The sequence below is a fragment of the Cellulosimicrobium cellulans genome (genome assembly GCF_016907755.1).
Classification (GTDB): Bacteria; Actinomycetota; Actinomycetes; order Actinomycetales; family Cellulomonadaceae; genus Cellulosimicrobium; species Cellulosimicrobium cellulans_D.
The window spans coordinates 2,749,124-2,771,498 of record NZ_JAFBCN010000001.1; the positions used below are offsets into that span (position 1 = coordinate 2,749,124).

At 75.2% G+C, this 22,375-nt stretch carries 22 protein-coding genes; 16 read left to right on the forward strand and 6 right to left on the reverse strand.

The window, feature by feature from the left end; translation table 11 throughout:
* Positions 1 to 35 precede the first annotated feature (35 nt).
* The 5 genes from ribA to JOE63_RS11985 all read left to right on the forward strand — a co-directional run bounded on the left by ribA (position 36) and on the right by JOE63_RS11985 (position 3,725).
* On the forward strand, positions 36 to 1,403 hold the full coding sequence (gene ribA, locus JOE63_RS11965) for a GTP cyclohydrolase II (RefSeq protein WP_204541570.1): 1,368 nt from the start codon (positions 36 to 38) through the stop codon (positions 1,401 to 1,403).
* Positions 1,400 to 1,867: a 6,7-dimethyl-8-ribityllumazine synthase gene (ribH, locus tag JOE63_RS11970; protein ID WP_087472034.1), complete on the forward strand. Its 468-nt coding sequence runs from the start codon at positions 1,400 to 1,402 to the stop codon at positions 1,865 to 1,867. The genes ribA and ribH overlap by 4 nt, the downstream gene beginning before the upstream one ends.
* 73 nt (positions 1,868 to 1,940) lie before the next feature.
* Positions 1,941 to 2,204, forward strand: a complete 264-nt coding sequence (locus tag JOE63_RS11975) for a phosphoribosyl-ATP diphosphatase (RefSeq protein ID WP_024839663.1) — start codon at positions 1,941 to 1,943, stop codon at positions 2,202 to 2,204.
* A gap of 111 nt (positions 2,205 to 2,315) precedes the next feature.
* Positions 2,316 to 3,170 carry an ATP phosphoribosyltransferase gene (hisG, locus tag JOE63_RS11980; RefSeq protein WP_087472035.1) on the forward strand — a complete coding sequence of 285 codons (855 nt, stop codon included), beginning with the start codon at positions 2,316 to 2,318 and terminating at the stop codon, positions 3,168 to 3,170.
* Between the two features lie 60 nt (positions 3,171 to 3,230).
* A complete protein-coding gene (locus tag JOE63_RS11985; protein ID WP_087472036.1) occupies positions 3,231 to 3,725 on the forward strand; it encodes a PH domain-containing protein in 495 nt (164 codons plus the stop codon).
* Positions 3,726 to 3,820: 95 nt separating this feature from the next.
* On the opposite strand, the gene JOE63_RS11990 is transcribed toward JOE63_RS11985, so the two are convergent.
* Positions 3,821 to 5,734, reverse strand: a complete 1,914-nt coding sequence (locus JOE63_RS11990) for a DEAD/DEAH box helicase (RefSeq protein ID WP_087472037.1) — start codon at positions 5,732 to 5,734, stop codon at positions 3,821 to 3,823.
* A 402-nt stretch (positions 5,735 to 6,136) separates the two neighbouring features.
* Between JOE63_RS11990 and JOE63_RS11995 the strand changes: the two genes are divergently transcribed.
* The 11 genes from JOE63_RS11995 (at position 6,137) to JOE63_RS12045 (ending at position 17,042) form a co-directional block, all read left to right on the forward strand.
* Entirely contained in the window at positions 6,137 to 6,763 is a 627-nt protein-coding gene (locus tag JOE63_RS11995) for a CDP-alcohol phosphatidyltransferase family protein (protein ID WP_307840315.1), read from the forward strand.
* A complete protein-coding gene (locus tag JOE63_RS12000; protein ID WP_244286150.1) occupies positions 6,760 to 7,731 on the forward strand; it encodes a DUF881 domain-containing protein in 972 nt (323 codons plus the stop codon). Before JOE63_RS11995 ends, JOE63_RS12000 begins: the two co-directional genes overlap by 4 nt.
* Entirely contained in the window at positions 7,728 to 8,060 is a 333-nt protein-coding gene (locus JOE63_RS12005; protein WP_021483549.1) for a small basic family protein, read from the forward strand. Before JOE63_RS12000 ends, JOE63_RS12005 begins: the two co-directional genes overlap by 4 nt.
* Positions 8,057 to 9,460, forward strand: a complete 1,404-nt coding sequence (locus JOE63_RS21670) for a DUF881 domain-containing protein (protein ID WP_204541577.1) — start codon at positions 8,057 to 8,059, stop codon at positions 9,458 to 9,460. The genes JOE63_RS12005 and JOE63_RS21670 overlap by 4 nt, the downstream gene beginning before the upstream one ends.
* Positions 9,461 to 9,636: 176 nt before the next feature.
* Complete coding sequence (locus tag JOE63_RS12015) at positions 9,637 to 10,119, forward strand: FHA domain-containing protein (RefSeq protein ID WP_087472040.1); 483 nt, start codon at positions 9,637 to 9,639, stop codon at positions 10,117 to 10,119.
* Complete coding sequence (gene ftsR, locus JOE63_RS12020) at positions 10,116 to 10,877, forward strand: transcriptional regulator FtsR (RefSeq protein ID WP_244286151.1); 762 nt, start codon at positions 10,116 to 10,118, stop codon at positions 10,875 to 10,877. The genes JOE63_RS12015 and ftsR overlap by 4 nt, the downstream gene beginning before the upstream one ends.
* A gap of 107 nt (positions 10,878 to 10,984) precedes the next feature.
* Complete coding sequence (locus JOE63_RS12025; RefSeq protein WP_024839673.1) at positions 10,985 to 11,458, forward strand: bifunctional nuclease family protein; 474 nt, start codon at positions 10,985 to 10,987, stop codon at positions 11,456 to 11,458.
* Between the two features lie 215 nt (positions 11,459 to 11,673).
* Positions 11,674 to 12,264: a MerR family transcriptional regulator gene (locus tag JOE63_RS12030; protein ID WP_204541580.1), complete on the forward strand. Its 591-nt coding sequence runs from the start codon at positions 11,674 to 11,676 to the stop codon at positions 12,262 to 12,264.
* Positions 12,265 to 12,461: 197 nt separating this feature from the next.
* Positions 12,462 to 15,860: a pyruvate carboxylase gene (locus JOE63_RS12035; protein WP_204541583.1), complete on the forward strand. Its 3,399-nt coding sequence runs from the start codon at positions 12,462 to 12,464 to the stop codon at positions 15,858 to 15,860.
* 79 nt (positions 15,861 to 15,939) lie between these two features.
* Positions 15,940 to 16,782, forward strand: a complete 843-nt coding sequence (locus tag JOE63_RS12040; protein ID WP_204541586.1) for an MBL fold metallo-hydrolase — start codon at positions 15,940 to 15,942, stop codon at positions 16,780 to 16,782.
* On the forward strand, positions 16,779 to 17,042 hold the full coding sequence (locus JOE63_RS12045) for a DUF2510 domain-containing protein (RefSeq protein ID WP_204541589.1): 264 nt from the start codon (positions 16,779 to 16,781) through the stop codon (positions 17,040 to 17,042). The genes JOE63_RS12040 and JOE63_RS12045 overlap by 4 nt, the downstream gene beginning before the upstream one ends.
* 61 nt (positions 17,043 to 17,103) lie before the next feature.
* Here the strand turns inward: JOE63_RS12045 and JOE63_RS12050 are convergent, their stop codons facing one another.
* From JOE63_RS12050 to JOE63_RS12070, 5 genes are all read right to left on the reverse strand, one after another.
* On the reverse strand, positions 17,104 to 18,357 hold the full coding sequence (locus JOE63_RS12050; protein WP_307840063.1) for a phospholipase D-like domain-containing protein: 1,254 nt from the start codon (positions 18,355 to 18,357) through the stop codon (positions 17,104 to 17,106).
* Between the two features lie 102 nt (positions 18,358 to 18,459).
* On the reverse strand, positions 18,460 to 18,729 hold the full coding sequence (locus JOE63_RS12055; protein WP_204541592.1) for a DUF7218 family protein: 270 nt from the start codon (positions 18,727 to 18,729) through the stop codon (positions 18,460 to 18,462).
* A gap of 117 nt (positions 18,730 to 18,846) precedes the next feature.
* Positions 18,847 to 20,316 carry an outer membrane protein assembly factor BamB family protein gene (locus JOE63_RS12060; protein WP_087472045.1) on the reverse strand — a complete coding sequence of 490 codons (1,470 nt, stop codon included), beginning with the start codon at positions 20,314 to 20,316 and terminating at the stop codon, positions 18,847 to 18,849.
* 33 nt (positions 20,317 to 20,349) lie between these two features.
* Positions 20,350 to 21,411 (reverse strand): tyrosine-type recombinase/integrase, encoded by a 1,062-nt coding sequence (locus tag JOE63_RS12065; RefSeq protein WP_204541595.1) that lies wholly within the window; start codon positions 21,409 to 21,411, stop codon positions 20,350 to 20,352.
* 114 nt (positions 21,412 to 21,525) lie between these two features.
* Positions 21,526 to 22,230 carry a histidine phosphatase family protein gene (locus JOE63_RS12070; protein WP_204541598.1) on the reverse strand — a complete coding sequence of 235 codons (705 nt, stop codon included), beginning with the start codon at positions 22,228 to 22,230 and terminating at the stop codon, positions 21,526 to 21,528.
* Positions 22,231 to 22,375: the final 145 nt, after the last annotated feature.

Here is a 22,375-nt window from a genome sequence, read left to right on the forward strand (position 1 = left end):
CCGCGAGCGCCGCGGTGCCGGACGGTTCGGGGGGCGTGCGCCTGGGGTCGGTCGAGGACGCGCTGGCGGAGATCAGGGCGGGTCGGCCGGTGCTGGTGGCGGACTCGCCGGACCGGGAGAACGAGGCGGACGTGGTGTTCGCGGCGCGGGGGGTGTCGGCGGAGTGGGTGGCGTGGACGATCCGGCACTCGTCGGGGTACCTGTGCGCGCCGATGCCTGCGGTGCGGGCGGACGCGCTGGAGCTGCCGTTGATGGTGCCGCACAGCCAGGACCCGCGGCGCACGGCGTACACGGTCACGGTGGACGCGGCGACGGGGGTGACGACGGGGATCTCGGCGGAGGACCGGGCGCGGACGTTGCGGGTGCTGGCGGACCCGGCGTCGGGGCCGGTGGACCTGATCCGGCCGGGGCACGTGCTGCCGTTGCGGGCGGTCCCGGGCGGGGTGCTGCATCGCGCGGGGCACACGGAGGCCGCGGTCGACCTGGTGCGCCTGGCGGGGATGGGCGAGGTCGGGGGCATCGCGGAGCTGGTGCACGACGACGGGACGATGATGCGGCTGGGGGACGCGGCGGCCCTGGCGGAGCGGGACGGGCTGGTGCTCATCACGATCGCGGACCTGGTGGCGTGGCGGCGGGTGCACGACCCGGCGCCGGCGGCGGCTCCGGACGTGCCGGGCCGGGAGTCGTTGGCCCGGCGGGTGCACCGGACGGCGGAGGCGGACCTGCCGACGGCGCACGGCCGGTTCCGGGTGGTCGGGTACCGGGACCGGCGGACCGGTGCGGAGCACGTCGCCCTGGTGCCGGCTGTCCCCCCGGCCGCGGGTGGTGACGCGAGCGCGGGGTCCGCGAGCGCCGTCGGGCCGGACGGGGTCCCGGTGGTGCGGGTGCACTCGGAGTGCCTGACGGGTGACGCGTTCGGGTCGTTGCGGTGCGACTGCGGTCCGCAGCTGCAGGCGGCGATGGAGCGGGTCGCGGCGGAGGGGGGCGCGGTGGTGTACCTGCGGGGGCACGAGGGGCGTGGCATCGGGCTGCTGGCGAAGATCGGCGCCTACGAGCTGCAGGACGCGGGCCTGGACACGGTGCAGGCGAACCTGGAGCTGGGGTGGCCGGTGGACCGTCGGGAGTACGGGGCGGCGGCGGCGATCCTGGCGGACCTGGGGTTGTCGCGGGTGCGGTTGCTGACGAACAACCCGGCGAAGGTGACGGGGCTGGTGGCCTCGGGCATCGACGTGGTGGGGACGGAGCGGATCGAGGTGGGTCACGGTGAGCACAACCGGGCGTACCTGGTGACGAAGAAGGTGGCGATGGGTCACCTGCTGGACACGGTGGCGGTCCCGGACGGGGCTGTCCTGGTGGAGCCGGGCGACGAGCCGGGTGCGGAGACGAAGGAGGACGAGGGATGAGCGGGGCAGGTGCGCCGACGGTGAGCGTGGACGGGTCGGGGCTGCGGGTGACGGTGGTCGCGGCGAGCTGGCACACGCGGGTGATGGACGGGTTGCTGGCGGGTGCGCGCCGGGCGTTGGCGGCGGCGAACGTGTCGCACGTGAGCGTGGTGCGGGTGCCGGGGTCGTTCGAGCTGCCGGTGGCGGCGGCGCGCGCGGTGGAGCACGGCGCGGACGCGGTGGTGGCGCTGGGGGTGGTGATCCGTGGGGGGACGCCGCACTTCGAGTACGTGTGCCAGGCGGCGACGTCGGGCCTGACGGACGTGAGCGTGCGCACGGGCGTGCCGGTGGGGTTCGGCGTGCTGACGTGCGACGACGAGCAGCAGGCGCTGGACCGGGCGGGCCTGGAGGGGTCGCGTGAGGACAAGGGTGCGGAGGCCGCGGAGGCCGCGGTCGCGACGGTGGTGGCGCTGCGCGACCTGTGACGGGGCGGCCGGGGCGTGCCCGCTGGGCGGACCGCGCCCCGGCGTCGCCCGGGTGGCGGATACCCTGGGGCGCGTGAAGACGTTCGAGTCCCTGTTCGCGGAGCTGTCCGAGAAGGCCACGACGCGACCTGCCGGTTCCGGCACGGTCGCGGAGCTGGACGCCGGCGTGCACGCGATCGGGAAGAAGGTGGTCGAGGAGGCCGCCGAGGTGTGGATGGCCGCCGAGTACGAGGGCGACGTGAAGACGGCGGAGGAGATCTCCCAGCTCCTCTACCACCTGCAGGTCCTCATGCTGGCGAAGGGTCTGAGCCTGCAGGACGTGTACGAGCATCTGTGAGCGGCCGTGCCGGTGAGCGTCCCGCTCCCGGCCGCGAGCGCCGCTCGCCCCTGCTCTCGTCGCCGTTCCCGCCCTGACCCGCTGCCGATCCCCTGAACGAAGGTTCCCGTCATGCTGCGTATCGCCGTCCCCAACAAGGGGTCCCTGTCCGAGCCCGCCGTCGAGATGCTGCGCGAGGCGGGGTACCGCCAGCGTCGTGACTCGCGCGAGCTGGTGCTGGCCGACCCGGACAACGACGTCGAGTTCTTCTTCCTGCGGCCGCGCGACATCGCGGTGTACGTGGGGTCGGGCACGGTGGACGTGGGGATCACGGGCCGGGACCTGCTGCTGGACTCGGGCGCGGACGCGGTGGAGCACATGCAGCTCGGGTTCGGCGGGTCGACGTTCCGGTACGCGGCCCCGGCGGGCACGGTGACGTCGCTGGAGCAGGTGCAGGGCCTGCGGGTGGCGACGTCGTACGAGGTGCTGGTCGAGGGTCACCTGCGCTCGCACGGCGTGCAGGCCACGGTCGTGCACCTGGACGGCGCGGTGGAGTCGGCGGTGCAGCTCGGGGTGGCGGACGTCGTCGCGGACGTCGTGTCGACGGGCACGACGCTGCGGGGCGCGGGCCTGGAGGTGTTCGGCGACCCGATCCTCGTGTCGGAGGCGGTCCTCATCCGTCCGCGCGCGGTCGCGGAGGCGGACGTCCCGGCCGGTGTCGAGGTGCTGAGCCGGCGCCTGCAGGGTGTGCTCACGGCCCGGCAGTACGTCCTCATGGACTACGACGTGCCGGTGTCGCTGGTGGAGCGGGCGGTCGCGATCACGCCGGGCCTGGAGTCGCCGACGGTGTCCCCGCTGCACGACCGGGACTGGGCGGCGGTGCGGGCGATGGTGCGCCGCGATCAGACGAACCAGGTCATGGACGCCCTGTACGACGTGGGGGCGCGCGCGATCCTCGTGACGCGGATCCACGCGTCCCGCCTCTGACCTTGATTGCGCTGGCGGGCGACGCCTGTGGGCGTCGTGCGGGTGTGAGACGGTGGCGGCATGAGCACCGACCCGTTCCCGGACCCCGGGCTGCCGGGGGAGCGTGACGACGACCCGTACCGGCCGTTCCGGCCCCGGTTCGGCCTGGTGTCGGCGTGGGCGACGGGCGTCGTCGTGGTCGGGGGGTGCGTCGTCGTGGGTCTGTCCGCGACGGGGCCGCTCGGTACGTCCTGGGTGAACCGCCTCTCCCTGGCGGCGTTCGCGCTGTTCGCGGCGTGGCTGCTCTGGCGCCTCGGGGGCGTGCACGCCGTCCCGACGCGCGACGGCCTGCGGGTGCGCAACGTCATCTACACGCGCGAGCTGGTGTGGGCGCAGGTCGTGTCGGTCCGGTTCGGCAGCGGCGACGCGTGGGTGCGCCTGGACCTCGCCGACGGGTCGACGCTCGCCGTCATGGGGATCCAGCGGGCCGACGGCGCGCGCGGTGACGCGGAGGCACGTCGCCTGGCGGCGCTGGTCCAGGCCCACGGCGAGGCGCACGAGGGACCGCGCACCTGAGGCGCGACGACGCGGGCGGAACGCGAACGGCCCCCGATCCAGCGGATCGGGGGCCGTTCGTCTGCGCGCGTCGCCGGGCGGCGACGGCGGGTGCGTCAGTACGCCGTGCGGTGGCGGGGCTTGCGCTCGCCCCGGTCGTCGGCCCGGTCGGTGCGGTCGCGGCGCTCGTCGCGTCGACCGGTCGGGCCGTGGCCGCCGCGCGGGCCGCGCGAGGCGGGCGCGCCCTCGTCCAGGCGGATGCGCAGCGCCTTGCCGGCCACCCGGGCACGGGAGATGCGGTCCATGGTCTCCGCGTCGAGCGGCGCGGTGATGTCGACGAGCGAGAACGACGGGAAGATGTCGATCTTGCCGACGTCCGACCCGGCGAGGCCGGCCTCGTTCGTCAGCGCGCCGACGATGCCGCCGGGCATCACGCCGTCCTTGTGGCCGACGGACAGGCGGTAGCGGGTCCCGACGGCGTCACGACGGATGCCGCGCGTGCCGTCGCCCTCGCGGCGGCCCGACGCGCGCTCGCCGCGCGGACGCTCGCCGGTGCGCTCGGTGCGGCGCGCCTTCGCCTGCTCGCGCGCGGCGGCACGCTCGGCCTCGAACCGCTCCTGCTCCTCGCGGGCGCGGGGGCCGTCGTCGCCGACCGCGAGCGCCACCATCGCCGCGGCGAGGTCGACGGGGTCGACGTCGTGCTCGGCGACGAACGTGCGGACCAGGTCCGCGTACAGGGACAGGCGGCCGGCCTCGCGGCGCGCGGGGACCTGGTCGAGGAGCTTGCGCGCGCGGTGCGCGGAGACGTCCGCGGGGGAGGGGATCTCGATCTCCTCGAGCGGGGTGCGGGTCGTGCGCTCGATCGCGCGCAGGCGGCCGCGCTCGTGCGGGGTGACGAAGCTCAGCGCCTCACCGGTGCGCCCGGCGCGACCGGTGCGCCCGATGCGGTGCACGTACGCCTCGGGCTCGCCGGGCAGGTCGAAGTTCACGACGAGGCCGATGCGGTCCACGTCGAGGCCGCGCGCGGCGACGTCGGTCGCGACCAGGACGTCGAGCGCGCCGGAGCGCAGGCGCTCGACGATCTTCTCGCGGTCCTTCTGCGCGACGTCGCCCGAGATGGTGGCGGCGGAGATGCCGCGCTCGACGAGCGCGGACCCGACCTCCTCGGCCGCGCCGCGGGTGCGGGTGAACACGATCGCGGCGTCCGCGTCGGACACCGCGAGGACGCGGGCCAGCGACCCGGTCTTGTGCCGGAACGGGACGACGGCGTACGTCTGGCGCACGCTCGTCACCGTGGAGGACTGGCGGGCGACGGCGATCTCGACCGGGTCGGTGAGGTGCTCGTTCGCGACGCGGCGGATCGGGGCGGGCATCGTCGCGGAGAAGAGGGCGACCTGACGCTCGCGCGGGGCGCGGGAGAAGATCGTGTCGACGTCCTCCGCGAAGCCCATGCGGAGCATCTCGTCGGCCTCGTCGAGGACGAGGAAGCGCACGTCGTCGAGCACGAGGGTGCCGCGCTCGATGTGGTCGATGACGCGCCCGGGCGTGCCGACGACGACCTGCGCGCCGGCCGCGAGCGCCCGCTGCTGGGGCTGGTACGGCGAGCCGCCGTAGACGGCGACGACGTCGACCTTGGGCAGGTGGGTCGCGAACGACTCGACGGCGTCGGCGACCTGCATCGCGAGCTCGCGCGTCGGGGTCAGGACGACGGCCTGCACGCGGCGCAGGGACGGGTCGATCGCGGCGAGGAGGGGGAGCCCGAACGCGGCGGTCTTGCCGGTGCCGGTCTGCGCGACGCCGGTGATGTCGCGGCCCGCGAGGAGCGCCGGGATGGCCTCGGCCTGGATCGCGGACGGGGTGACGAAGCCGAGGTCGGCGACGGCGCGCTCCAGGGGAGCGGGCAGACCGAGGTCGGCGAAGACGGGACCGGTCGGAGCGGTCGGCTCCGGGCGGGTCTGGTCCGTGCGCTCGGTGGCGGCGTCGGCGGACTGGTCGAGGGCGTGCGAGGGCGCGAGGACGTCAGCAGTCATGAAAGGGTGAGGACCGTTCGTTTCGGGGTGTGGAGTGGCGTGCGGTCACCAGGACGGTTCTCGCAGGTCGCACTCCCGAACACACCAGGCCGGCCACCAGGACGATCAGGGACGATCGAGGGGGGGACGGCCGCTCTCACGGACACACGCGGGACGAGCGACGAACTCCAGAGGTGTGGCCATCCTACCGGAGGTCGCGCTCGGGCAGGCGGGGCGCACCCGGTGACGTCCCTCACCCGGGGCCCGGCGCCGACGTCGGCCAGGACGGACGAAGCGGGTGATTTCCCCCGTCACGGGCGCCGCGCCGCGAAATGAGGGCCCGGGTTCGGAGGCCCGGTACGTAGGATGGTCCGCGCGCGGCAGGTCGCCGCGACGGCGCGACGTGAGCACGGGGCGGTGGGTGTGTCAGCAGGGCAGCAGGTCAGCTCCCGCGTCCTGACCGTCCCGAACGTCATCAGCCTCCTGCGGCTGCTCCTCGTGCCCGTGTTCGCGGTCCTCATCGTGCGCGGCGACGACGTCTGGGCGCTGGTCGTGCTCGCGGTGTCGGGGGCGTCGGACTGGCTCGACGGTGTCCTCGCGCGACGCCTGGACCAGGTGAGCCGCCTCGGGCAGATGCTCGACCCGGCCGCGGACCGGCTCTTCATCCTCGTCACCCTCCTGGGTCTGGCGTGGCGCGACGTGGTGCCCGTGTGGCTCGTCGTGGTCATCGTGGGGCGGGACGTGCTCCTCGTCGGGCTGCTGCCGCTGCTGGCGCGCCACGGGTACGGGCCTCTGCCGGTGAGCTTCGCGGGCAAGGCCGGGACGTTCGCGCTGCTGTACGCGTTCCCGCTCCTGCTGCTGGCCGAGATGCCGGGATGGCTGGGCGACGTCGCCGCGGTCACGGGCTGGGCGTTCACCTGGTGGGGCGTCGGCCTGTACTGGCTCGCGGGCGCCCAGTACGTGCTGCAGACGCGCGCGCTCGTCGTGCGCGACCGGGCCGGCGGCGGAGAGACCGACGAGACCGGCACGACGACTCAGGAGGCGCCGTGAGCGAGAACCGTCCGGACCCGGGCGGCGCCGCACGCCGCGCCCCCGTCGACGCGTCGATGACGCTCCTCAACGAGGTCATGCACCGCCCGCTCGACCCGGGGTACGCGGACGCCGCGGCGCGCCGCGCCGCCGGGCAGTCCCCGCACCGCGGCCGCACGGGCACCGTGACCCTCGTCGCCCTGGCGGTCGTCCTCGGTGTCGTGACCACGGCGGCCGCCGTCGAGCTGCGCGCCCCGCAGCCGGGCGTCATCGCGGCGCGCGAGACCCTGGAGCAGGAGATCCTCGACCGGCAGGGCGCCGCCGAGGAGCTCACGGCCCGCGGCGCGGAGCTGTCCGGGGAGATCGAGCAGCTGCAGGGCGCGGCGCTCAGCGGCGCGAGCGCGGACGTGCTGCAGGGCCTCCAGGAGGAGGGCGCGCTCACCGGTACGCAGGCGGTCGAGGGGCAGGGGGTCGTCGTCACGCTCGACGACACCAGCGGTGGCCTGTCGTCCGACACCGTGGACGCGAACTCGCTCGTGCACGACTCCGACCTGCAGCGCGTCGTCAACGCGCTCTGGGCCGGCGGCGCGGAGGCGGTCGCGATCAACGGTCAGCGCCTCACCGGGCTGTCGGCGATCCGCTCCGCCGGGGACGCGGTGCTCGTCGACCTGCAGCCCCTCGTCGGCCCCTACCGGGTCGAGGCGATCGGCGACCCGGACACCCTGCGCACCTCGCTCCTGCGCTCCGGCACGTCGGACTACCTGCAGATCCTGGGAACCCAGTACGGCATCCGGTCGAGCGTGACGACGCAGAGCCGCCTCGACCTGCCAGGCCGCTCCGCGCCCACGCTGTTCTTCGCGAAGGGCCCGGCGGCGCCCGTAGACTCCGACACGCCCGCCGGGAGCACCGACGGCACGACGGACGGCACGACCGACGGGTCCGGGACGGGCCCGGACGCGCACGAGACAGGGCAGGAGATCGTCGAATGATCGCAGTCGTCGGACTGGTGGTGGGCATCGTCGCGGGCCTCGTCCTGCAACCCACCGTGCCCGTGTCGCTGCAGCCCTACCTGCCCATCGCCGTCGTGGCCGCGCTCGACGCCCTGTTCGGGGGCCTGCGCGCCCGGCTCGACGGGCTGTTCGACGACAAGGTCTTCCTCGTCTCGTTCCTGTCGAACGTCGTCGTCGCCGCCCTCATCGTCTTCCTCGGCGACCAGCTCGGTGTCGGGAGCCAGCTCTCCACGGCCGTCGTCGTCGTCCTCGGCATCCGCATCTTCTCCAACGCCGCCGCGATCCGGCGCCACATCTTCAAGGCGTGAGCGTGACCCGCGACCCCCAGGACCCCCGCGACGCGGCCGCCACCGACGTGACGCCGGACGCCGCTCCGGACGCCGTGCGCGAGCGCGCCGAGCAGACCTCCCACGGGACCGCCGCCGACGTCGTGGCCGCCCAGCCCGACCCGGTGGGCACGGACCAGGACCTGGTCGAGGCGGACACCGCGCCCGACCCCGAGCGTCAGCCCGAGGGCCAGGAGGAGCCCGCCGCCGCGCGCGCGACCACCGGCGAGGCGGTCGACGACGCTGCCGACGCGACCGGCGCCGAGGCCGGCGACCCGACGGACGCTCCCGCGCGCGAGCCCGACGTCGCCCCCGAGACGGACCGCGAGGTCGACCAGGAAGGCGCCGTCGACGACGGCTCCTCCGGCGACCAGGAGCGCGACGTGCCCCCCGCGCCGGGCGCGGATCCCGAGGACGACCCGGCGGGCGCCGCACCGCCGGAGAGCGCCGACGGGAACACGGAGGCGCCGGACCACGCCCCGGACGACGCCGTCGCCCCGGACGACGACCCGCACCCCGACACGCCGCAGCCCGACACGCCGCGCGACGACACGACCACCGAGGGCACGACCGGCACCGAGGGCTCGACGCCGGAGGAGCCGCCCGCGACGACGGGGACGATCGGCGCCGTGGGCCGCCACGGCTCCCCGACGCGGCCGGAGCCGCGCGGGCTGCGGGGGCTCGGGCGCGCGCTGCGCCCGCGCGCGTCCCGGTCCCAGATCGTCGTCGGGGTCCTGTGCGCTCTGCTCGGCTTCGCGCTCGTCGTCCAGGTGAGCCAGACGCAGGAGGACCAGCTCTCGTCCCTGCGCCAGAGCGACCTCGTGCGCCTCCTCGACGACGTGACCCAGCGCTCCGGCGAGCTCGAGGACCAGGTCTCCTCGCTCGAGTCGACGCGGGACGAGCTGCAGTCGGGGTCCGGGCGCGAGCGTGCCGCCCTCGAGCTCGCCGAGCAGCAGGCGGAGACCCTCGGAATCCTGTCCGGCCGGCTCCCCGCCGAGGGGCCGGGCGTCGAGATCGAGGTCGTCGAGGGCGCGGAGCCGCTCGACGCGTTCGCGCTCTTCAACGTGCTCGAGGAGCTGCGCAACGCGGGCGCGGAGGCGATGGAGGTCAACGGGGTCCGCCTCGTGGCGAGCAGCTACTTCGAGGACTCGGCCGAGGGCGTCGTGGTCGACGGGCAGACGATCTCCTCGCCGTACCGGTGGAACGTGATCGGCGACCCGTCCACGCTCGAGACGGCTCTCGAGATCCCCGGCGGCGCCATGGCGTCGCTGCGGGCGGACGGGGCGCGCACGACGATCACCCAGCAGGACCGGGTCGAGGTCGCCGCGACCGTCGAGCCCGGCGCGCCGCAGTACGCGACCCCGGTCCCCGCCGACGAGTGACCGCGGCTTCCCGCATCCCCGCAGGCCGGGGTAGGTTGGGACGACCGTGGGTCGCGCGCACCGCGTGACCTGCGGGTGTAGTAGTTTTCGAGCACTGATTCCGCACGTGGGGCCACGGCCCTGCGGTGCGGTGTTCCGAGGTCGAGCACGACGTGCGTGAGCCCCGAGGAGGCGAGATGAGTGTCCCAGGCGGTCCTGAGGTGCCGAACCGGGCGGGTAGCGACACGACGGTCAGCTTCGGCCGGATCGAGGCCCCGATCGAGGAGGGCGTGCAGCCGGGCGGCCTGAGCCCCGAGGAGCACGCCGCGGTCGCGGCCCTGCCGCGCCACTCCGCCCTGCTCATCATGCAGCGCGGTCCCGGGCAGGGGTCCCGCTTCCTCCTCGACGCCGAGCGCACCGTCGCCGGCCGCTCGGAGCGCGCGGACATCTTCCTCGACGACGTCACCGTGTCGCGCAAGCACGCCGAGTTCGTGCGCGAGGGCGAGCACTTCCTCGTGCGCGACGTCGGGTCGCTCAACGGGACGTACGTGAACCGCAGCCGCATCGACGCCGTCGCGCTCGCGACGGGCGACGAGGTGCAGATCGGCAAGTACCGGCTCACGTTCCACGCCAGCCCGCACGCGGGGGCACCGGCGGGCGGCACGGCTCCCCGGTCGTGAACGCCTCGACGGGCGCCGCGCACGCCACGGCTCCGGAGCCCGCCGACGGCGCGGAGCAGTGGCCCCAGGGCATCTCTCGCCGCGCGACCATGCGCATCTCCGACGTGCTGCGCGCGCTGCGGGCCGAGTTCCCGAACGTCAGCCACTCCAAGCTGCGCTTCCTCGAGGAGCAGGGGCTCATCGAGCCCGTGCGCACCGCGTCGGGCTATCGCCAGTACAGCCCCGCGGACGTCGAGCGGCTGCGGTTCGTGCTCGTCGAGCAGCGCGACCGGTACCTGCCGCTCAAGGTCATCAAGGAGCGCCTCGCCGCGCTCGACGCGGGCACCGACGTCGAGGTCCTCGCGCCGCGCCTGGCGACGTCCGACGGCGAACCGGGCTCGGCGGCCGTCCGCCAGCGCTACACGGTTGACGCGCTCGTGTCCGCGGCAGGGGTCGAGCGAGACCTCGTCGAGGGACTCATCCAGGCCGGCGTGCTGCGCCAGGCGCCGGGAGGCCAGCTCGACGCGCGCTCGCTCGACGTGGTCGTGCTCGCCGCGGGGCTCGCGGAGTACGGCATCGAGCCGCGCCACCTGCGCTCCCTGCGTACCGCCGCCGACCGGCACGTGAGCCTCGTGCACCAGGTCGTCTCGCCGTGGCGGGGGCAGCAGAGCGCGTCCGCCCGCGCCCACGCGGGCACCGTGGCCTCGGAGGTCGGCGAGCTGTGCGCGCAGCTGCACACCGTGTTCGTGCGCCAGGGGATCGACGACCTCACCCGCTGACCCACCGGTCGGTCCGCCACCTCGCGGGCGCCCGCGCAGGGGCCGCCCCACCCCCTGCCGGATGCCGGGCGGAGACGTACCGTGGAGGGGTGAGCGACGACGTCCCGATGGTCCCGGTCGAGGTGCTCGGGGTCCGTCAGCAGCAGCGCGACCAGGAGATCGTGGTGCTGCTGCTCGACGACGCGTCCGAGCTGGTGGTGCCGATCGTCATCGGACCGCGGGAGGCGAGCGCGATCGCGATGGCGCAGGCGGGGCTGCCGACGCCACGGCCCATGACCCACGACCTGCTGCGGGACCTGCTCGACGCGGTCGGGGTGCGCCTGGAGCGGGCGGAGATCGTCGCGCTCGACGGCGGCATCTTCTTCGCCGAGCTCGTCCTGAGCAACGGGGTGCGGCTCGACTCGCGCGCGTCGGACGCGATCGCGGTCGCGGTGCGCACCGGCAGCCCGGTGCTGTGCTCGGCGGAGGTCGTCGCGACGGCGGGTGTCGAGGTCGTCGACGTCGCGCAGCAGGAGGAGGTCGAGAAGTTCCGCGACTTCCTGGACCACGTCCAGCCGGAGGACTTCTCCGTGGACGAGTAGGTGGGCGGGTCAGCACCGCCCGGACCGACCGTCGAGCGAAGGTCGAGACGTGCGGGCACAACGGACAACACGGACGTTCGACCTCAGGTCGAGGGTTGGGCGGTCTGCTCGTCGGACGCGCGGGCGCGACACGCCCGCGCGCTCGGGCCGTCGGTCGTTGACGACCCCCGACGGCGCCCATAGCGTGGTCGTGGACATCACCCCAGGAGGCGACAGTGAACAGCAGCGGTGAGGCGAGCGTCGGTGCCGGCGCGACGGTTCCGCACGGCGCGCAGGGCCTCCTCTTCGGGGAGGACATCACCGAGCAGGACACGACGACCGGCTACCGCGGCCCGACCGCGTGCCGTGCCGCGGGCATCACGTACCGCCAGCTCGACTACTGGGCCCGCACCGGCCTGGTCGAGCCCACCGTGCGCCCCGCGTCGGGCTCGGGCTCGCACCGCCTGTACAGCTTCCGCGACATCCTCGTCCTCAAGGTCGTCAAGCGACTCCTGGACACCGGGGTCTCGCTGCAGCAGATCCGCACGGCCGTCGAGCACCTGCGCGAGCGGGGCGTCGACGACCTCGCGCAGATCACCCTCATGAGCGACGGCGCGAGCGTCTACGAGTGCACGTCGCCCGACGAGGTCGTGGACCTCGTCCAGGGCGGTCAGGGCGTGTTCGGCATCGCGGTCGGGCGCGTGTGGCGCGAGGTCGAGGGCACGCTCGCGGAGCTGCCGACCGAGTCGCTCGAGGACGAGGGCGACGCGGCGGTGAGCCCGCAGGACGAGCTCGCGCAGCGCCGTCGCGCCCGCTCCGCCGGCTGAGGTCCGCGAGCGCCGCCCCTCCGACGAGGTGGGCCGCTCCCCACGACGCACGTGCGAAGGCTCGCCGTCGCGCATGCCTGTGGAGCACGTCACAGCCGGTGCGACGGCCTGCCCCGTGAGGCCGTGGGAGGATCGCCCGGTACGCGGCGCGTCACGCTCTCCCCGGCGGCGTCGCACGGTCGACGGATGGAGTGCCGGTGTTCTCGAAGGTCCTGGTCGCCAACCGCGCGGAGATCGCCGTCAGGGCGTTCCGTGCCGCCTACGAGCTGGGGGCCCGCACCGTCGCGGTGTTCCCGCAGGAGGACCGCAACTCCGAGCACCGGCTCAAGGCCGACGAGGCGTACCTCATCGGGGAGCCGGGCCACCCGGTCCGGGCGTACCTCGACATCGAGGAGATCGTGCGCGTGGCGCGCGAGGCGGGCGCGGACGCGGTCTACCCGGGCTACGGGTTCCTCTCGGAGAACCCGGACCTGGCGCGCGCGTGCGCGGACGCCGGGCTGACGTTCGTCGGGCCGCCGCCGGAGGTGCTCGAGCTCGCCGGCAACAAGGTGCGGGCGCTCAAGGCCGCCCGTGAGGCGGGTCTGCCGGTGCTCGCGTCGAGCGAGCCGTCGTCGGACGTCGACGAGCTCGTCGCGGCTGCGGACGCGATCGGGTTCCCCGTCTTCGTCAAGGCTGTCGCCGGGGGTGGCGGGCGCGGCATGCGCCGCGTCGACGCGCGCGAGGACCTGCCCGAGTCGCTGGCCGCCGCGATGCGCGAGGCCGACGGCGCGTTCGGCGACCCGACGGTCTTCCTCGAGCAGGCGGTGCTGCGCCCGCGCCACATCGAGGTGCAGATCCTCGCCGACGGCGCGGGGAACGTCGTGCACCTGTACGAGCGGGACTGCTCGCTGCAGCGCCGCCACCAGAAGGTCGTCGAGATCGCGCCGGCGCCCAACCTCGACCCGGCGATCCGGGACGCGCTGTGCGCGGACGCGGTGAAGTTCGCCCGCCACATCGGGTACCAGAACGCGGGCACGGTCGAGTTCCTCGTGGACACCGTGGGTGAGCGGGCCGGGCAGCACGTGTTCATCGAGATGAACCCGCGCATCCAGGTCGAGCACACCGTGACCGAGGAGGTCACCGACGTCGACCTCGTGTCGGCGCAGATGCGCATCGCGTCGGGCGAGACCCTGGAGGACCTCGGGATCCGGCAGGAGGACGTGCGCGTCAACGGCGCCGCCCTGCAGACCCGCATCACGACCGAGGACCCCGCGAACGGGTTCCGTCCCGACACGGGCCGCATCATCGCGTATCGCTCCCCGGGCGGGGCGGGCGTGCGGCTCGACGGCGCGACGGCGACGGCCGGGTCCGTCGTCTCGGGCCACTTCGACTCGATGCTCGTCAAGCTCACGTGCCGCGGCCGCGACTTCCCGACGGCGGTGCGCCGCGCCCGGCGCGCGCTCGCCGAGTTCCGCATCCGCGGCATCCGGACCAACATCCCGTTCCTGCAGGCCGTGCTCGCCGACCCGGAATTCGTCGCCGGGAACGTCGCGACGTCGTTCATCGACGAGCGGCCCGAGCTGCTGGCCGCGCGCGAGAGCGCCGACCGCGGCACGCGCCTGCTCGCGTTCGTGGGAGACACGACGGTCAACCGGCCGCTGGGCGAGCCGCGGCGCACCACCGACCCCGCGACGAAGCTGCCCGCGCTGGACCTGTCGGTCGCGCCGCCGCCCGGCACGCGCCAGCAGCTCCTCGAGCTCGGCCCCGAGGGCTTCGCGCGTGCCCTGCGCGGCGAGCAGCGCCTGCGCGTCACCGACACCACGTTCCGCGACGCCCACCAGTCGCTGCTCGCGACACGCGTGCGCACGCACGACCTGGCCGCCGTCGCGCCGTACGTCGCGCGGGCCACCCCGCAGCTGTGGTCGGTCGAGGCGTGGGGCGGGGCGACGTACGACGTCGCGCTGCGCTTCCTCGGCGAGGACCCGTGGGAGCGGCTCGCGACGCTGCGCGAGGCGATGCCGAACCTCGCGATCCAGATGCTGCTGCGCGGCCGCAACACGGTCGGGTACACGCCGTACCCGACGCGCGTCACCGAGGCGTTCGTCGAGGAGGCCGCGACCACGGGCATCGACGTGTTCCGCATCTTCGACGCGCTCAACGACGTCGACCAGATGCGTCCGGCGATCGAGGCCGTGCGGGCCACCGGCACGACGGTCGCGGAGGTCGCGCTGTGCTACACGGGCAACCTCCTGGACCCGGCCGAGGACCTGTACACGCTCGACTACTACCTGCGCCTCGCGGACCGCATCGTCGACGCCGGTGCGCACGTGCTCGCCATCAAGGACATGGCCGGTCTGCTGCGGCCCGCGGCGGCGACGCGCCTCGTGACCGCGCTGCGCGAGCGCTTCGACCTGCCCGTGCACCTGCACACGCACGACACCTCCGGCGGCCAGATGGCGACGCTGCTCGCCGCCGCGGCGGCGGGCGTGGACGCGGTCGACGCCGCGAGCGCCGCCATGGCCGGGACGACGAGCCAGCCGCCGCTGTCCGCGCTCGTCGCGGGCCTGGAGCACACGGAGCGCGACACGGGCCTGTCGCTGGCCGCGGTCGCGGACCTGGAGCCGTACTGGGAGGCGGTGCGCCGCGTCTACGCGCCGTTCGAGTCGGGGCTGCCGGGGCCGACGGGGCGGGTGTACGAGCACGAGATCCCGGGCGGGCAGCTTTCGAACCTGCGCCAGCAGGCGATCGCGCTGGGCCTGGGGGACAAGTTCGAGCAGATCGAGGCGATGTACGCGGCGGCGGACCGCATCCTGGGGCGCCTGGTGAAGGTGACGCCGTCGTCGAAGGTCGTGGGCGACCTCGCGCTGCACCTCGTGGCGGCGGGCGCGGACCCGACGGAGTTCGCGGCCGACCCGCAGGCGTTCGACATCCCGGACTCGGTGATCGGGTTCCTCGGGGGCGAGCTCGGCGACCCGCCCGGGGGCTGGCCGGAGCCGTTCCGCTCGCGCGCGCTCGCCGGTCGCGCGGCGCGCGGCGGCGTGACGCCCCTGTCGCCGGAGGACGAGGCCGAGCTCGCACAGGCGGGGGACGTGCGGCGCCGGCGGCTGAACCACCTGCTGTTCGGGGGGCCGACCAAGGAGTTCGAGCAGGTGCGCCAGGCGTACGGGGACGTCTCCGTGCTCGACACCCCGACGTACCTGTACGGGCTCGAGCCCGGTCAGGAGGTCGCGGTCGCGCTCGGCAAGGGCGTGCGCCTGCTCGTGGGGCTCGAGGCGATCGGCACGCCCGACGAGCGGGGCATGCGCACGGTGATGTTCACCCTCAACGGTCAGCTGCGCCCGATCCAGGTGCGCGACCGGGCGGTCGACGTCGACGCGCGGGCGGCCGAGAAGGCCGACCCCACGCAGCCGGGTCAGGTCGCGGCGCCGTTCGCGGGCGCGGTGACGCCGGTCGTCGTCGCGGGGGACGTCGTCGAGGCAGGGCAGACGGTCGCCACGGTCGAGGCCATGAAGATGGAGGCCGCGATCACGACGCCGGTCGCGGGCACCGTCCAGCGCGTCGCGATCGGTGCCGTGCAGCAGCTCGAGGGCGGCGACCTGGTCCTCGTCGTGGGCTGAGCGGTGGGCACCCGCGTGGTCGGGGTGGCAGCCTGAGGCGACGGCCGTCGCGCCGGGCAGGGCGAGCAGAGGAGCAACCATGCGAGTCACGTTCCACGGCCACGCGTGCGTCACGGTGCGCCACGGCGGTCAGGTCGTCGTGATCGACCCGGGCACGTTCAGCGACGCGGCGGGCGCGCTGCGCGACGCCGACACCGTGCTGGTCACCCACCAGCACCCGGACCACGTCGACGCCGTGGCGCTCGGTGCCGCCCTCACGGCCCGGCCCGGGCTCTCGGTCTGGGCGCCGGAGGCGGTGACCGCCGCCCTGCGGCCCTCGCTGCCGGAGGGAACCTCCGCACGCGTGCACGTCGTCGCGCCGGGTGACGGTCTGGACCTCGGCGGGCTGGAGGTCGTCGTGGGTGGCGGGCAGCACGCGGTGATCCACCGTGACGTCCCCCGGATCGCCAACGTGACCTACCTCGTGCGCGGGGACGGCGCGACGCTCCTGCACCCGGGCGACTCGTTCGACGCGCCGGACGGCGAGACGCTCGGGGGGAGGCGGCTCGACGTGCTCCTCGCGCCGGTGGCCGCCCCCTGGCTCAAGCTCGCCGAGACGATCGACTTCGTGCGCGGGCTCGACCCGCGCGTCGTCGTCCCGGTCCACGACGCCCTGCTCTCGGCGGCCGGGCACGGCATGGTCGACCGTCTCCTCGGGGAGCAGCGCACGGGCGGGACGTACGCGTACCGGCCGCTCACGCCCGGCGAGTCGCTCGACGTCGCCGCGGGGAGCCTCGACGGGGTCGGTGACGCCGCGGCCCGCGCCCTGCGCGACGAGCACCCCGAGTACGGCGAGGTGACCCTGCTCGAGGCCGACGAGACCGTGCCGCCCCGCCCCGAGGAGGACGCGGCCGACGTCGCCCGCGCCGAGGCCGACCGGTGAGCGACTCCCCGGCGCCGGGCTGGTACCCGGACCCGTGGGGCGTGCGAGCCGAGCGGTGGTTCGACGGGCGCGCGTGGACGCCGCACCTCCGCGACCGCCCCGCGGGCGCCGGCGGCCGGCCCCGGATGCACCCCGGCGCGATCGTCGCGATCGTGCTCGGCGTGGTCCTCGCGCTGGCCGCCGTCGCGGCCGTCGTGGGGTTCTTCGTCGTCATGGTGCAGGGCGTGATCTGCGGCGAGGCGCCCCACTACTGCGACTGATGCGACGCGGCACGCGCGCCGGCTCCGGCGTCCACCGCGGGCCCCGTGCGGGGCCCACGCGTCACAGCAGGGGCCGCAGGGGCGTGAGGACGACCTCGCTGAGCTTGGCCGCCACCGAGCGGGAGTCCCACTCGGCGAGCGTGAGCTCGCGCGAGTTCGACAGGTCGACGTCGAACACCTTCTCCATCTGCGCGGCCACCCCGGGGTCGGTGATCTCGAGGTTGACCTCGTAGTTCCCCGTCAGGGAGAGGCGGTCGATGTTCGCCGTCCCGATCGTGGTCCACGCGCCGTCGATGGTCGCGGTCTTCGCGTGCACCATCGCGTCCCGGTACAGGTGGATACGCACCCCGCCCCTGAGCAGCGCCGTGTACAGGCCGCGTGACAGCCAGTCCGCGAGCACGTGGTTGGAGCGCTCGGGGACCAGCACGCGGACGTCGACCCCGCGCGCGGCGGCGGCGAGGAGCGCCGCGAGGATCTCCCGGTCGGGGATGAAGTACGCCTGCGTGATGTAGACGTGCGAGCTGGCGCGGTCGATCGCGTCGAGGTAGATGCCGCGGATCGGGAAGACGAGGTGCGCGGGCGCGTTGCGCGCGGCCCGCAGCCGCGGCTCCCAGTGCACCGACCCGGGGTCGGCGAGCAGCGGCTGGCCGGGGTTCCGGTTGGCGTTCCAGAAGTCGACGAACGCGTTGCGCAGCTCCCACGCGCTCGGGCCCACGAGGCGGATGTGCGTGTCCCGCCACTGCGTCGCGTACAGGGCGCCGATGTTGTAGCCGCCGACGAACGCGATCTCGTCGTCGACCACGAGGATCTTGCGGTGGTCGCGGCCCGACTTGCGCACGTTGAGCATGAGGATGCCGGGGCGGAACACCGGGTAGCGGATCACGTGGATCGGCTCCGGCAGGTCGAAGAACGCCTGCGGCACGACGAGGTTCGCGAACCCGTCGTAGACGACGAACACCTCGACGCCGCGCTCGCTCGCCTCGACCAGCGCCTGCTTGAACTCCTCGCCGAGCGCGTCGGCCTTCCAGATGTACGTCTCGAGCAGGATGCGGCGCTGCGCCCCGCGGATCGCGCCGAGCATCTCCCGGTACACGTCCTCGCCGTACGTGAAGACGGTCGTCGTGGTGCCCGCGACCTCGACGTCGGCGGGGGAGGAGCGCGGGAACGACGCCTCGGTCGTGTTGCGGCGCTTGCGGATCGCGTCGGCGGTGACGAGCACGGCCGCGACCGTGATCGGCGCCGCGACGGCGACCACGAGCGCGCGGGAGAGCAGACGGCGGGCGGTGCGCAGGGCGGAGTCGGGCGACAGGTGCACGGACTCACCGTAGCGGGCACGCCTCCAGGCGCGACCGCAGGACGGGCGCGCCGCGGGTGAGATCCCGCACCTGCGCCGTTCCCGGGTTCCTCGCGCGCCCGGTCAGTGCGAGCGGAGGGCCTTGATCAGCTCGGCCTTGCGCATCGAGGAGCGGCCCTCGATGCCGATCTCCGCGGCACGCTTGCGCAGCTTCTCGACCGTCCAGTCGTCGTAGTCGCCGGCCTTGCCGCCCTTGCGTCCGACGCTCGTGCGGGACGAGCCCGCGGCGGCGTTCGCGATGCGCGCCGCCTTCTCCTTCGAGTCGCCCTCGTCGCGCAGCTTCTCGTACAGCTCGGGGTCCTTCACGCTCGGTCCGGGGTCGCGCTTCGGCACGGCGTCCTCCCTCGTCTCGCGCCGGCCACCTCGGCGCGGGGACCGGTCTCCCGACAGGCTCGCCCCGCCCTCGCTCGCTCGCACGCGGACCTCACCCGATCACCTCGTCTCGGCACATCATCCGAGCACGGTGAGGCGCGACGAGCCCGTGTCCACGTGCGCGACCCGCCCCGCCACGGCGGCGAAGCCGTGCGGGTCCGCGTCGTACCCGGCCTGCCAGCGCACCCCGCCGTCGTCGAGGGACAGGCCGACCAGGAGCGAGCGTCGCGGGGCGTCCGGGTCGGGCACGACCACGGCGAGCGTCGCGCCGTCGGTGAACGCGGCCGTCACGCCGCGCGCGAGGTCCGGCCCTGCGGTGGGTTCGTCCGCGGACGACCCCGGCGCGGAGCGCGGCCACGACCACACCCGCTCGCCCGTGCGGGCGTCCAGGGCGACGAGCGCGCCGCCCGTGGCGAGGACCGCGCGGCCGTCCGCGAGCGCCACGGCCTGCACGACCGGCAGGTCGGCGCGCCACAGCTCGTGCGGCGCGTCCGTGCCCGGGCCGGGCGCGGACTCGAGCGCGCGCACCTCGCCCGGGGCCGTGACGAGCCAGGTGGTCGCGGCGCTGCCGGGGCCGACGAGAGGAACGAGGAGGCGCCCGGCGACGGAGGCACGGAGCGTCCCGTCCGGGGCGACGAGCTGGGTGGACTCGGTGCGGTCGGGCAACCGGACGGTCGTGCGCCAGAAGGACCCGTCGGCGCGGGGCGTGACCGTCGCCGTGATCGCGTCGCCCCGGGCGTCCAGGCGGGTTCCGGCGAGAGTGAGGACGGCGCTCAGGCGGCAGCCGCGCACGACGAGCAGGTCCTCCTCGACGGTGACGGCGGCCTGTCCCGCGACCTGGGGCCGGCACATCGCGGTGCGCTCCGCGTCGTCGGGCTGGACGGCCTGCCGCCAGCGCACCTGCGCGGTCCGGGCGTCCTGGAGCGCGAGGTGGACCACGCCGCCCGTGCGCGACCAGCGCAGGACGGTCCCGTCGGGGGCGGGCACCGCCCGGCCGAGATCGTCGCCGAGGGGGACCGGGTCCGCCGTCGGACCGCCCGGGCCGAGGACGTGCGCGACGGGCGCGAGGGCGGGGCCCGTCAGGCACGTGACGACGGCGGGGCGCGGAGCCGGGGCCGACGTCTCGCCGACGGCGGGGCCGCACCAGGCCGTCGGGTCGAGGGCCCGCCAGCGACGCGTGCCGGACGCGACGTCGTACCCCTCCACGCCGGCCCCGGTGACCACGGCGAGGACCGCGTCGCTGCCGTCGCCGACCACGACGAGCCGAGGAGAGGCGGCGTCCGTCTCCCACGCCGGCTCGGGTGGCACCGCGAGCGAGACCACGGCCCCGGGCCGGGCGAGGCGTTCCCGCTCCGCGGAGGTCGTGCGCCACGTCCCGACGACGAGGAGGACGAGAGCGACCACCACGAGGGGTGCCACCACGCGCAGGAGCAGACCACGTCGTCGGGCCGGTGCGGCGGACCCGTGGGCCCCCTCCGCGGGTGCGCCGCGCGCGGCCGGTGCGGGCTCGTCGTCCGGGACGAGCTCCACCCGGTGGAGCGAGGCCATACCGACAACGCTACGCGCCCTGCCGCACGGGCGTCAGGTCTCGGCCGGCTCGAGCGCCGCGGAGAGCGGGTGGGCGCGGATGGCGGCGGCGAGCTCGCCCTCGATCCGGTCGAGGTACACGCCCGTGGTCGCGATGGACGCGTGCCCGAGGAGCTCGGCCACGACCTTCACGTCCCACCCCTCGGCGGCCAGCAGGGTCGCGGTCGTGTGGCGCAGGGCGTGCGGCGTGGCCTCGCGCCGGTACTGCGCGGGCATGCGCTCGACGCAGCGCCGCAGGAGACCACGAACCGCCTGCGCGTCGATGCGGCGGCCGCGCCAGGACAGCAGGAGCGCGCGCCGCGCGTCCGGGTCGTCGGGGCGGCGGGCGAGCAGCGCAGGGCGCAGGCGCTCCAGGTACTCCTCGAGCGCGGCGGCGAGCGGGGGAGAGAGCGTCACCGTGCGGACGTGACCGCCCTTGCCCTGGATGCGCCAGCGCGTCTGGTCGGGCTCGCGGGAGAAGTCGTCGAGGTTCGCGCGCTCCAGCTCGGAGACGCGCGGGCCGAGGACGAGCAGGAGCGCGACGACGAGGCGGTCGCGCAGCTGGAGGTCCTGGTCGCGCCGTACCGCGGCCGGGTCGCCGGGCGACCGGGCCGCGGAGACCTCGAGGAGCGACGCGGCGGAGCCCGCGGACAGCGCGGTGCGCGCGACGCGCAGCCCGTCGCGCAGGCGGGCCGGGGGAGAGGCCCACTGCATCGGGTCGGCCTGGACCCACCCCTCGCGCGCCGCGTGGGAGAAGAAGCGGGTGACGGACTGGCGGAACCGGTTGACCGTCGCGGCGGAGCGGCCCGAGCTCCCCGGCTTGCGCGACGCGTCCGCGTACCGGCCGTCAGGAGTGGTCTGGTAGCGCAGGAGGACGTCGTCGACGTCCTCGCCGGCGACGTCGTCCAGCACCCGGGCGGGCCCGGCGAGCCGCGCGAACTCCGCCACGTCCCGCTCGTAGCTGCGGCGTGTCGTCGGCGACAGCACGCCCCGCAGCGTCTGCGCGGCGACGGACGCGAGGTAGCGGTCGGCGGCCTCGGCGACGGTGATCCGCTCGAGGCGGGGCGGGGCGACCATGAGCGGGCCTCCTTCGGGGTGCGGTCGCCGCCAGCCTAGGTCGGGCCACCCACAGCGTCGCCACCGCACGACGCCCTGACCTGCGCCGACGCGGGGGAGTCGGGGGCGACGGGGTCAGCGCGACGCGCCCAGGTGCGCGACGTCGCCCACGCTCAGCACCCCGCGGTTGTGGAAGAACCCGTCCTCACGCAGGGTCGTGATGCTCCCGGAGGCGACCGGGAACGTGACGCTCCCGGCGGCCTCGACCGGCATCCCGATCCAGGCCGCGACGACGAACGTCGCCGCGAACCCGTGCGTGACCACCACCTGGTGGTCCGCGGCACGGCGGAGCAGGTCCGTCGTCGCCGCGTACACCCGCAGCGCGACGTCGAGCCTCGTCTCCGCGCCCGTGACGCCCACGTCGTGCCGCAGACGGTCGCCCACCGCCGGCGGTGGGACGAACCGCGCGTCGAGCCAGGTCTGGGGCCGCCCCCCGGCCTCGCCGTAGGACGCCTCGCGCAGTCGGGCGTCCAGGCGGGGGGCGGCACCGAGCGCCGCGCCGATCGCGCTCGCGGTGCGGCGCGTGCGCAGGAGGTCGGACGTGACGACGTCGACGGCGGCGTCGTCCGGGATCCGGGCACGCAGCGCCGCCGCGACCAGAGCCGCCTGCCGTGCGCCCCGTGCGGTGAGGTCGGAGTCGTGGACGCCGCCGACCAGGCCCTCGACGTGGTGCGTCGCCTCGGGATGGGTGACGACGTGGATCGTGCGTTCGCGCGCGCCGACGACCTCGGCGAGCGGCGGGGGAGGGAAGGGCGTCCGGGGAGGGGTGGAGTCGGGCACGCGCCCAGGGTGGCACACGCTCGGGCACCGGGAGCGAGAAGGAGGGCCGGAGAGAGGGGGACCGCTGTGGGGTCCGGACGCCGGAGTGCTCTGGAGGACGCGCCGACGGTGGCGTGCTGTGCCACCGGCGAGCCACCGGAACCGG